The 12,818-nt window shown below is 63.2% G+C and carries 4 protein-coding genes; 3 read left to right on the forward strand and 1 reads right to left on the reverse strand.

Features of this window, described 5'->3' with window-relative positions:
* Positions 1 to 48: 48 nt before the first annotated feature.
* Complete coding sequence (locus R2910_09080; protein MEZ4413122.1) at positions 49 to 1,104, reverse strand: HAMP domain-containing sensor histidine kinase; 1,056 nt, start codon at positions 1,102 to 1,104, stop codon at positions 49 to 51.
* A gap of 5,079 nt (positions 1,105 to 6,183) precedes the next feature.
* Between R2910_09080 and R2910_09085 the strand changes: the two genes are divergently transcribed.
* The 3 genes from R2910_09085 to R2910_09095 form a co-directional block, all read left to right on the forward strand.
* The gene (locus tag R2910_09085) at positions 6,184 to 6,330 is read left to right on the forward strand and encodes a hypothetical protein (protein MEZ4413123.1); all 147 of its coding nucleotides are present in this window, start codon (positions 6,184 to 6,186) and stop codon (positions 6,328 to 6,330) included.
* Between the two features lie 4,452 nt (positions 6,331 to 10,782).
* Complete coding sequence (locus R2910_09090) at positions 10,783 to 11,769, forward strand: hypothetical protein (protein ID MEZ4413124.1); 987 nt, start codon at positions 10,783 to 10,785, stop codon at positions 11,767 to 11,769.
* Between the two features lie 17 nt (positions 11,770 to 11,786).
* The coding region (locus tag R2910_09095) for a hypothetical protein (GenBank protein MEZ4413125.1) at positions 11,787 to 12,818 on the forward strand (1,032 nt) is incomplete at its 3' end.

Consider the following 12,818-nt stretch of genomic DNA (forward strand, 5'->3'; position numbering starts at 1 on the left):
CCCCGCTGCCCCGCTGCCCCGCTGCCCAGCGGCCCCGCCAATACCACCTCACCCCCTGTCCCCCTCTCCATGATATGGAGAGGGGGGACCGCCCGACAGCATCACCACGAACGTGGCTCCCCCTCCCGGGGTCTCCCGCACCTCCACGTTGCCGCCGTGCGCCACGGCGGTCTGCCGCACGAGCGCCAGGCCGAGGCCGGTGCCCTCGTCCTTCGTGGTCCAGTAGGGTTCGAACACCTGGGCGCGCTGCTCCTCGGGGATGCCGATGCCGTGGTCGGCAATCGCCACGATCACGCCGCCGGCGCCGGGGGCGATCCGGATGTCGAGCTGGCCGGCGCCGTCCATCGCCTCGACGGCGTTCCGGATCAGGTTGCTGAAGGCGCGGCGGAGGGGGTCGTAGTGACCCATGATTCGCGGCGTGTCGGGATGGACCTGCAGGGTGGCCTCGACCGTGGGTGGCACGGCGGTGCGCCGCAGCTCCTCGAGCAGTTCCGGCAGGTCCACCTCGGCGGCGGGTCCCTCGGGGAGCCGGCCCAGTTCGGCGAACTCCTTGGCGAGCCGCTCCAGCCGGTTCGACTCGGCGGCCAGGACCTCGATGGCCTCCGTCTGTTCGGGGCGCGCCGTGCGGGCGAGCGCCTTCACCGCGAACCCGATCGGCGTCAGCGGGTTCTTCATCTCGTGCGCCACCCGGCGCGCCACCTCGCCGAAGGCGCGGATCCGCTCGGTCTCGAGTTCGCGGGAGCGGCCGAGCTCGAGTTCACTGGCCATGGAGCGGAGGGCGGAGCGGAGTGCCTCGAATTCCGGGGCGCCCCGCAGCGTCTCGGCGTCGGGTATCGGCTCGTGCCGGGCGATGTGGCCGGTCCAGCCGACCAGTTCATCGATCGGCCGGCTCAGCTGCCGGGATAGGTGCCCGCCGAGGCGGACGGCGGCGTAGACATACAACGCACCGAGGGCCAGGAGCAGCGCCGCCAGCCCGGCGTAGTAGTACTGGCCGTACGCCTCGGCCGCCTGGGTGCGCACCAGGGCCCGGTTCAGCGCCTCTGCGTGGGCGGCCAGGGCGCGGCGCTCGGGAGCGCGGAGCCGTGTGGTGTCGATGGTTTCCACCAGCACTCCGGCTGGAGTTGCCGACCTTCCACGGCCGCGCGGGCGGCGGTAGCGGGGTTGTTGGTGCGGATGGTGAGGGCCTGAAGCTGAAGATGGCGATCGCGGTGGGCACGGCGCCCAGCGCAATCAGCACCAGCAGGATCCGTTGGAAGGGGGAGAGTGAGGGGTCTGGGTGTGGTCAGATATCCGATGCGACAGACACCCCACGAGTTCCCCATGTCAGCGAGGACGTAAAGCGCTCCGTCGGGACCCACCCTCAACCAGTTATGGGGAACCATAGTTCCAAAACGAGTTTACGGAATTGTCGTTGACAGTGTCGAGGCGGCTGACCCATCCGCTTACATAGTCAGCGAAGAAAAAGCTGCCCTGGTATTCCGCAGGGAAGAGCGAGGACGGGTCCATAAAACGTAGCCCCAGCAATGGCGAACCCGACTACTAGGCTTGATTATCACTGGAATGTCTGTAGACGCAGTGGGTCGGCACGTCGGCCCCACCTGGCCCTTCCCTGACAGGCCAGCCGAAATTGGCGCCGGCAAGACCTTCGTCGACCTCTTCCCAGATGCTCTCCCAACATCGTCAATAAACATCCGACCCGTCACCGGCTGAAATGCAGCAAACGGGTTTCTTAGCCCCAATGACCAGATCGCCCGGTTTCCGCCAGTCGTGCTCCCATAGAAAGGTTGTCAGTTGAACGATCCGTCGTCATTAAAACGAAGGATCTTTCCGAACGGAGAACTCATGCTCTGGTGCATTGGCTTCCGGTGGCGTTGTCACCCACAGCAACATACAGCATTCCATCGGGGCCGAAGTGCAGAGCACCGCCGTTGTGGTTGGTGGCGCTGGAGAGATTCGGAAGGTCCACCACCGTTTCACTGCCCGAGCTAACGTCACCGTTGGCAGTGACGCGCACGATACGATTGTGGGCACCACCTGATTCAGAAGTGTAATACAGGTATATCCAATGGTTGGTCATGAACCTGGGTGAAATGTGAGGCCCAACAGCCCCTGTTCGCCGATCTCCGTGGTGGTCACAGTCGTGAAGGGTGGAAAGGAGTAGGCCGTTCTTGATGACACGGACGGCTCCTCCCTTGCTCTGCCACGAATAGACGGCCATCAGGTGACCGTCTTCATGCCGTTGGTTGAACTTGGAATCCGCTCACCAGAGTGGTGCGGCTGAAGCCAGTTGGCAAAGCGGGATCCGGAGAAAGTCACGCGAGCCGCTGACCAGGGCGAGAGATTGCCGGCGGCATCGCGGGCCTGTGCCCGCACCACGTGGACGCCCGTGGTATAGGCACTCGTCGCCGTAGCGTGGCTTGATAGGGAGCCGATGTGTCTTCGGCCAAGGTGATCCCATCTAGCTGGAAGGTCACTTCCTGACTACCCCGACGTTGTCGGTCGCGGTGGCAGTGAATGTCAGCGACCCCGACAGGCCGGTGGTTCCATCGGTCGGGTCGGTGAGTTGCACGCTGGGCGGCGTTCCGTCGGATCCAGACGGGATTCACGGTAACGCCAACCGGCGGAAATGGTGACAGCACCATCGCCCGTGGCGCGGGCCGTCAGCGTGTGATTGCCGGTCGTGATCGGGGTCCAGGTCACGGCATACGGCGAGCCGTTGTCGGTGCCCAGCGGGGTCCCTCCATCGAAAAATGCGACCCCAGTCACCGAACCATCCGGATCGGACGCAGTCGCAGTCACCTGCGTGGCTGTGCCTTGCGTAACTGGGGCGCCGGCGGATGGCGCGGTGAGGCTCACGATCGGATCTGGTTCACGACCGCCACGATCTGGTAGGTGGCGGTATACGCAGTGTTGGTGGTGGGCGTGACGACCGTGCGGGCGCGGATCCGCCATCGGACCACACTTGCCACTCGAGGCTGTCGGGGCCGATCACCTGCGGGGAGGGGGCGCCGAGATCGCGTTCCATTCCGATCACCGAGACCACGCTGAACGGGGTTGCCTGGGGCTGTCCATCCACGGTCAGGACGACCCCGCTCGGGGCGCCGGCAAGGGAGAGTGTAACCTTGCGGGGCTGCAATATCCACGTGACTCGTATCCGCCAGTCCGCCCGCATCCACGACCGCCAGGTATATCCGGAGGAAGATGTCGTCCGTGTGCCCCCGTGGCGGCACCAGGAAACTTCCGGAAGTCGCCCCCGTCGTCGGTATCGAAGGTGTATGAGTCGCGTGGTGCAGCACCACCCACCAGGTGAACTGACTGCCCGCAAGGGTCCCGTCTGTCCGAACCCGTGCCGGCGTACGCGACTGTTTCACCGCCGGAGAAGAAGCCGCCGGTTGCAGGAGCATTGACGTCGCGATTGGTGGTTGATTGCCCGTCAGTCACGACCACGCCCACGACCGCGGATGCGGTAGTGGCGCCGCTGTCGTCTGTTGCCCGCGCCGTCAGTGCATGGGGCCCTGCGGAGATTAGTCCAGCTTACGGAATATGGGGTGATGTGTCCGCACTGAGCGACACGGCTCCATCAAAGAATTCGACAGCCACGACTGTCCCGTCGGGATCCCCGGCAGCGGCGGTCAGGCCGGAGTCGCCTTGATCGAGCGGGGTGGCCCTCCGGGATGGAGCAGTCAGACTCACCGTCGGCGATTGGTTCGCCGGGGAGAGACAGTGACGGCTACCGGGGCGGAGGTGGCGGCGCCGCCATCGTCCGTGGCGGGCCGTCAGTGCGGTGCAGTCCGCGGACACTCGGCGACCAATTGACCGCATAAGGCATGGAGGTGACCATGCCGAGAGAGTTGGGGCTGGTCGAAGAATCTGACCGATGCGATGGCCCTGTCGGATCAGTCGCCGTGGCTGTAACCGCGGTACTGGTGCCCAGCGTGATGGTCGCCCCGGACAGGGACCGTCGATAACGACACTCGGAGCCTGGTTGGCGGGTGGTAACCACGTCTCCCGCTTGACACGAGAACATAGCCCCGATGCCCACCCGAGGAGGACAACACGCTGGAGAGAGATATTCATGTGACAAAGTTAGCACATCGGTCCAACTGCCCGGTCTCGGGTTGGGCTGGGCGATCTGCCTGAGGCGCTAGCCCTTGACAGGGCGCTGGTCATCGATTTCCGGGCAGATCCTGCAAGTGTGCCGCCGATGAATGCAATCACCGTTCCGATGAGGGGGTTGGATAGGTGGGGTCGAGATGAACGGGCCGGGATTCCCGTGAGGCTCGCTAGGGCTAGGGCGGTCGCGCCGAACACGGCTGCATATCCAAGGTAGGCCGCGGTGCGGTGCGAGAGGGCGTCGAATTGGCTTCCCCACTCCAACAGGTAGAGCGAAAGCGCAATCGCGAGTGCTAGCCTCGGTACCCAAAGCCACCCGTCGGGGGGAACCGGAATCAGGAGGGATGCGACAATCCCCACCCAACCGATGACAGCACCGAAGATGCTGCTGCCGATCACTCTCATCATGGGGGAGTTCCCGCCGTCGGCTTCGGCAATGGGCAACCAGCCGATGATGCCAACCCAGAAGAGCAGTCCCAGCCGAAAGAAGACCAACGCAGCGACACCGCCAACGATGGCCGTACTCCACGGACCGCGCATTAGTGGGCGACATACATCCTCCTCGCGAAAGCGGACGTACGGAGGGGCTTCACCCCCGATATGCCATTCGAAACCAAGGATGTCAATATGGCGAATGCTGCGGCTCCGTTCTCTGGTCGGGCCAGGAGTTCCGGGTACATCGCGGTACCCATTCCCAGCAGGATGCCGATCGCCGCCACCCACTCGCTTCCAGTGCGCGGCCGGGAAGCCCGCCGCAAACGGGACGCCGCCAAGGAGGAGGGCGGCCGTGAGGGTGCGACTATCAGACCCATCTTCCCGCTGAGCGCCCCGTAGTGTGACACCAGACCGAGCAGGCCGAGAATCCAGTGCGCCGTGAGCCCGCGCCTCCTCGCCAAGCACAGAATCCCACGGCATGATCAGGCTCCATCCCCAGCTTGCACTCAAGGGTAGCCGACGCGTGCGGATCGGGGTCGTGGATCCGCGGTTCAGTTCGAAGGCCCCATTGCGCAGCGCCGTAGGCCTCCACTGTGTCGCCGATCGACCCAGCCATGCCATTCTTGAGGTTCACGGATGGCACCCGGAGTTTCGGGTTCAGCGCCTTCAGGCTCAAACGGGAACGCAGCAGGTCCCGACGATCCTGGCCGAGCAAACCACCTGCCGTTGCCACTCGTCATAGATCACACCCTGACGGGGGCCAGTCGAGATGGACTGGGACCAAGGACGGCCCGGAATCCCATCGAAGGCTGCGCTGTCAGGGCGTCCTGATCCTCGCCTGGTCGATGGCTCTGCCGGAGCAGGATACCCCCGGCGCTCAAGGTCAAGACTCGACCGAGAAAGGGCTTGTAATTGCCGAGATCCGGCGCCCACTGTCCATACCACGGGCGGCTGGATCGGGCTACGCGCCCGAGCGACCAGGCCGTGACAATCCAGATGCAGACCAACCCTGTTCCGAGGGCCAGGCCAATCGCCGTGCCACGCGTGGGGGTGGGACGATTATGTAGAGCCAGCTGGAACCGATGACTGCGCTGATCGTGCCACCGGGCCGTATTCATCAGGATATCACCGAGACTGGCATCCCGGCCGGTTATGACCTTCATCCAGGTGGTTCGATGCCGAACGAAAGCGATGCCGGCCAGCACGAATGCTCGCCTCCACGAGAACCCCGCCAAGCCCAGCCCAATCCCCAGAGGCAGGAAGAGCAGCACGTTGAGCAGCACATCGACACCGCCCAGCGATCCGCAGACCACAGTAGAGCGGCGTCGCAGCGGCCTCACCCGCCCCGCCCGGGTCGGGGATCAGGGTCATGAGCGGCAATGAATACGATCCCGGCGAGTGCCAGTTGGAACCCGAAGTTGTTCTGGGATCGAGACATAGAGCCTTTCGCTGGAGGCTGGGTGAGGCGGCCGACGGCATCCAAGCGCCGGTCGCAGGCTTCGGGAGGTCCACACAGGCACGACCCGTGCATGGATAGTACCTTCTGAAGGGTCAATTTTGCCAGCAACCAGCCCCCGGAGCCGCCGCCTGCCGCCAGTTCACCACTTCTCGGTTGATGTGGAGGAGCACTTCCACGTGACTGCCTTCGAGCGGTACCTCTCCTGCGGAGTGGGAGCATCAGCCGAGCAGGGCGGACGCGAAGTACCGACCTGTTGCTGGATCTCCTCGCGCGCCATGGAGCTTACCGGTACCTTCTTCATCGTTGGCTGGCTGGCGGACTGAAAGCCGGACCTCGTGCGCCGGATTGCAGCCGGCGGCCACAAAATCGCCAGGCCACAGCCTGGCGGCACCGCAGGATTCCCACCATCAGTCCCAACGAATTTCGCGAAGACGTGACCGCACCAAGGCTCGGTTGAGGAGATCTCCGGCCAGCGCGTTCGTGGTTTCCGCGCACCGAGCTTTTCCATTCTCCCGGGATGGAATGGGCCTTTGACGTCCTGCTCGGAGACCGGCCGCTGTCTCTACGACTCAAGCATTTTTCCCTGATCCGGCGGCCAGGGTACGGATGGCCGGGTGCTCCGACCGTACCGTACGATATCGTCCGCCCGGCAGGTACGCTTCGAGAGTACCTGATGACGACCCTCCGCCTCCTCGGGGTCCGGGTTCCGGCCGCGGGCGGTGGGTACTCTTCGGCAGTTCCTGTTCGGGCGCCGCCCGCCGCGCATTCCGGGGACCTGAGCGGCAGGAGGAAGGAGGGATGTTTTACGTACATCCTTGGGAAGTGGATCCTGCATAACCGCGGATCAAGTGTGGAAAGCTTACCTGGCTTCGACACTATCGTGGACTCGATCACCCTTGCCGCGACTCGAGCGGTTGCTCGGCGAGTTCCGGTTTTCGTCTGTCGTCCCTCGGGTGACCGCACATCTGACGTAAGCCTTCGAAGGGTCCCCGGCCGAGTGGGAACGCGTTCGCAGGCAACAGGTTGGCTGGACGCATTTTCATCTGTATGGGTGCGGCGTGACCTCATGCAGAACGCGCTCGGTCACGAGACGATCTATCTCGGGCCGTGCCTCACACGGCTAGCTCGCCAAGCGGGATACCCCCTCGTCCGGTGCGGAGGCCCTATTCGGACACTATCTGGGTCTCGCTCCCATTCCCGAACTACGGTGGCCCCCCGGCACCCCAGATGCGGTGGGCGCCCTCGCGGCCGAGGCGGCCCGAATGGCAGACGAAGGGGGCGTGAAACTCCTTGAACTCCGGAGCGGCAGTTTCCCGTCGACCTCTCTTGGTGTCGCATCGGAAAGTCACCGTGGTGCTGGACATGCCCGCCGACCCCGCTTTGCTGATGAAGGGCTTCCGCCAAGCTGCGGAGCCAGTGAGGCGCCCTGAGAAGGAGGGTGTCACCTACGCCTTCGGCTCTGACCAGGTCGCGCCGTTCTTCTCCGTCTTTTCCCGGCACATGCGAGACCGGGCACGCCTACGCAGAGTCTTCGGCTCTTCCAGGAAATCGCGCGCGTCTTTCCGGAGGACGCCGTCTTCGGGTGCGCCTGGCTTGGGGACAGGCCCATTGCGGCAGGGGCCGGATTCATCTGGGGCAGAGAGTTTGAGATGACCTGGGCCAGCGCGCTCTCGGAATTCAATCGCACTTCAGCCAATATGGACTCTACAGGGCTTTCATGGAACGGGCCATTGCGACCGGTTGCACCTGTTTCAACTTTGGCGCTGCACGCCGGGTGGCGGTGTACCCATCGGTTCAAGTTGCAGTGGGGGCGGCGTAGACGAGGACTTCCGGCGGTATCAGCACTCCACTGGTGGAGCGCCGGCGACCACGCCATCGCCGGATCAGGGGGCCTTCGCCTGGGGTCCGCGGTTCAGCGAGGTGCTGCCGCTGCCGATTGCCACTGGCCTGGCCCACATCGTTCGCCTGATTCCATGACGCGCGATCTCGCGGGAAGTCCTCGTCAGCGTCACCTTCCTGCCCTTGACGGAATTCGAATGGTCGCCGTCATGGCTGTTCTCGTTGCGCACTCTTACGCTCAGATCCCCACCGGTGGGCTTGGGGTCAGCGCGTTCTTCGTTCTGAGTGCGGTTTCCCGCCAGATCATCGCTCTGCTGGCGAGTATGACGAGACTGGTACCGTCTCGCTTCGGCGGTTCTATGCGCGGAGGACTCTTCGCATTTTCCCGGCTTACTACACCTACCTGCTCCTCACTTTCGCAATTGACACGTACGTCGGGGATACCCATTCGCGTTCCGCCATGGCCGCCGCCTTGTACTACGGTGTCAACTACTTCAACGCGTTCAACGGTCACCCCAGTACTTCGGTGGCGGCGACTTGGTCGCTCGCAGTCGAGGAGCAATTCTACCTTATCTGGCCATTGTTGTTTCTGGACACTATGCTCCGGCGGGCGATTGCGAATGCTCCGGGGACTCATCGGACTCATCGCCCTCGTCGTCGCTTGGAGGTGTTTCCTTTGGTATCAGGTGGGTATGGGGGAGGCCTACGTCTACAATGCCTTTGATACTTCGCTTCGACACGTTGGCGGTCGGTTGCCTCCTGGCCGTGCTTCAAGTCCCGGTCGGCCGTGGCCTGAGCAGGACTGCTGGCACGTTATTGGTGGCTTCCGATGGCTACTCTCGGATTATTGCTCATCTCCCACCTAGGAATCTCATCGAACTGGCACTACGGAGTCGGACCACTGTCGACGCACTCCTGCTCGCGGTCTTGCTTGTCCAACTCTTGCAGTTGAGTTCGACCTCACCATGGCGATGGCTCGATGATGCCAGGGTGCGGTATCTGGGCAGGGATTTCATACCCGATGTACTTGTACCATTGTTGGGGTATGGCCATTGGTCGGCGCGTCCCGTTCGGCCATCTGCACACCAGATTCGCATTTGGCGTGATGGCCACGGCTGGCTTTGCCACCGGCTCGTATTACATCATCGAGCGCCCATTCTTGAAACTCAAAGCCCGGTTCGAACCAAGGGGTACGGTAGGGTGAGCCGCTTGCACCCCGGCCAATTCCCCGCTTACCATATCGGCCTTACTCGGGCTTGCGGGCTGCTTGGCTCAGCGACGGTCGGTGGGAACGGCGCGAAGTCGAGCATGCGCTGAGGCTAGCCTTTGGCCCATGCAAATTGTATCTCACCGACAGCGGGACGTCCGCATTGGCTTTGGCATTGCGGGTCGTAGGGGATGTGACCCGAGCCCCCATCGCTCTCCCGGCCTACTGCTGCTACGACGTCGCGACTGCAGCCGACGCGGCGAGGATTGACTTCATCTCTACGATGTGGACCCAACCACCCTCTCGCCTGATCTCGCCTCGCTTCGGAAGGCGTTTGAGGCAGGTGCGGAGTGTGGTGGTGGCGCACCTGTATGGCGTGCCGGCTGGATTTGGGGGCCGTTCAGAGCTTGGCGGACGAATACCAGGCCCTGCTGATTGAAGATGCAGCCTCAGGGGTCGGGGTGCGTCTGGCGCGGCAAACCGGCGGAGAAGCCACGGCGCCCTTGGCATCTTGCCGAGCTTCGGACGCGGCAAGAGCGTCACTGGCGGCAGGGGCGGTGCACTGCTCATCAACAACGAAATGCTGCTCGATGCGGCTCGGTCGGCGTGGGGCTCAACGACCGGTCCGCGCGCGCCTCGCGGCTCTCTCACGGACTTCATTTCGCTTTGTGCACAGTGGAGTTTCGGTCGACCCGCCCTCTATTGGATTCCATCGAAACTCCCGTTTCTTGGCCTCGGTGAAACAACCCACCATCCGCCTCACCCGATCGGTGGATCTCTGCTATGGCTGCGGGGGTCCTCATCCGGACCCTCCTCCTGATGGCTCCCAATGAGATTTCCAGCGGCGGGCCAACGCCGACCGGCTGCAGTCCTGTCCGGGGTGTCTCACACTTCGGTGTGCCAACGGGCTGGAAGGCCGGGTGGCTGAGGCTGCCAGTTGTACCCAGCGCACGGCAGATGCGGTGCCGAGTAGACATAATGTCGCGCTGGGGGTCAGATCCGGCTATCCATTGTCCCTTCGGATCTTCCGGGACGGCTGCGGCGCTTCCCGAACCGGGATACAGAATTCCCTGGGGCTCGCCTGTTGGCCGAACGCCTCGTTACCCTTCCCACCCACAGCCAGGTGCGGAGCGCGAATATTCCGGTGTTTTGAATGGTCGCGGATTTGGGGGCGGGCCAAGCCGGAGGTCCGTCGGTTTGGGGTGTTTCCCTAACACATTGTTGTGCAATTGATTATCCTAGTCCCCTTGGAAAGCGGATCCGGCCCGGGGTTTGCATTTCCAGAGGTAGCCCAAGTGCTGTGGGTGGTGGAAGTTGGTTGGGCTAATAGCAGGTCTTCGAGTGAATTGATTGCGGTGGCAAGCTCAGCAGGCACATCAGGTTTCACGATTTCTGATTTCAAATACAGGCGGTGGCTTGTGTCGCTCGGGTTTGTTGCGGCCCTTACGGCGTGCTCCTCTGGCGACACAAAGTCTGGTCTCGGTCCTGGAGGCTCCTCTCCAATCGTCCTCATCTCAATCTCGCCCACCGCCGCGATACTCGCGCCCGGCGGGACGGTCGCATTCACTGCCTCTGCTACGCACCAGGATGGCTCAAGTTCCGTCCCGGCAGTGAGTTGGCGGTCTACCGGCGGGACGGTGGCCGGTACAGGCGTGTATACGGCCGAGTTCCATCGGTACCTACCATGTCATTGCCCTTGCGACGGGTGACGATCTCGGATACGGCGACGGTGACCATCACGGCCACCCCGCCGGTGCTGCAGGCGGTGGTCCTGACGCCGGCGAGCGTGACGCTGGCGGCGGGGGCGCAGCAGACCTTCAGCGTGAGCGGGCAGTGGAGCGACGGGTCGACGACGGCCCCGGCGGTGACCTACGTGGCCACGGGCGGGACGGTCAACACGAACGGGCGCTACACGGCGGGGACGACGGCGGGGAGCTACCGGGTGATCGCGACCCAGCAGGGGGGCACCCTGGCGGACACCAGCGCGGTGACCATCACGGGCAGTCCCTCTGGCGTCCTGTTCTCCGATGATTTTGAGTCGGGGCTCGGTCAGTGGGAAGACGTTACCCAGGTGCACATCGGGACCGCGCAGGCGCACTCTGGCACCAAAGCGCTTGAATTGAGCTACGCGGCGGGGAGCGACGATGCGGGCTGGGCCTGGCGGAAGCATCTGGTGTCGGATCAGGCCGCCCCGCACGACCAATACGTGCGGTGGTGGCAGCGCTGGAGCGCGGGCTTCACCTTCTACAACGGGAACGGGTCGGACCAGAAGCTGATGATGCTCGAAGCGCTCTCGCCACAGAGCGGGTGGGCCCAGACGGCCAACTGGAAGATCTATTTGCATGTTGTCGGACGCTCGGTATCTGCCATCTCGGGGACGACGTTATACCCGGAGCGTTTCATCTGGGACGGTACGTCGCAGTGGAGCGGACAGTGGCAGGGGTACCTCCCGACGACTCAGATTCCATATGTGGCTGATCGGTGGATTTGTACCGAAGTGCAGGTGAAGCACAACACACCAGGCCAGCCCGATGGTGAGCTCCGGGTGTGGATCGACGGCGTCCTGATGACACAGCGGACCGGAGTAAAATTCCGGGATGCGCCCGTGAGCTGGAATGCCATCGAGATCTCGGGCTATTACGACGGCGGCAGCCCGAAGGCCCAGACCAGCTGGGTGGACGACGTGGTCGTCAGTACCCAGCGCATCGGATGCTAGCCGCGCGGAAGACGCTTGTGTCAGACCCCTTCCAATATCTGGGTGATACCATGCAATCAGCTTGCGGCCAGAATGTTTACTCGATCTACCACACGCCATGGGCCGGATGGCAGCGTTTCAGACAAGTGGCGGCCCTGATCGCTGGCTTCACCATCACGTCATCGTGTGCCAGTAGCGAGGCGAAGGCCGGTCTTGGGCCCAATGACTCTGGCGTGATTTCTCGACTGGATATCAGCCCAACGTCAGTCGCTCTGGGACCCCAGGGGTCACAGCCCTTCTCCGTCACGGGTGCTCTCGAAGACGGAAGCGTCGTACCATCACCCGCCGTGACCTGGGACGCAACGGGTGGTACGATCTCATCAGACGGCCACTATACGGCGGGTGATACACCGGGCACCTTTCAGGTCATCGCAGCGCAACAGGGTGGTCAGGTCGCGGACACCGCAACAGTCCTAGTCGAGTCTGCTGCCCCTGCTGTGTTGACTGGATTGAACCTGTCGCCATCAGTCAACACGCTTGCGCCAGGGGCGACGTTGCAATTCGGGCTTACTTCTACTTGGAGCTCAGGTGGCAATCAAGTTCCAGTCGTGAGCTATTCGACTACTGGCGGCACGATCACTGCGACCGGGCTATACGTTGCACCTGCGACCCTAGGCGAATACCTGGTGATTGTTGCTCATGTGGGTGGGACCCTGCGGGATACTGCGTTTGTTACGGTGAGCAACATCACGCCATGGCTCACCGAGGATTTTTCGAGTTACGCCAATACTGCTGCGCTCCGCTCTGCTTCGTGGGTGGACGACATTGACACGAGATGGAGCGCAACAAGTGGGATGTCCTTGGACACCACTCAGGGGTATGGTACATCCACTCGGTCTATGAAGGCATCCTTTGCCATCGGTGATAGCGGGCAGCCCGGACAGACGATTAACATGCGGCTTCCCTCGTCAACGACTGATTACTGGACCGAAATTTGGGCCAAGTTTTCGACTTCGTTCAGTTCCAACGGGACCTGCAACGGCAACAACCCTGACTACAAGTTCGTGTTC

The organism is Gemmatimonadales bacterium (assembly GCA_041390145.1).
Lineage (GTDB): Bacteria > Gemmatimonadota > Gemmatimonadetes > Gemmatimonadales > GWC2-71-9 > SPDF01.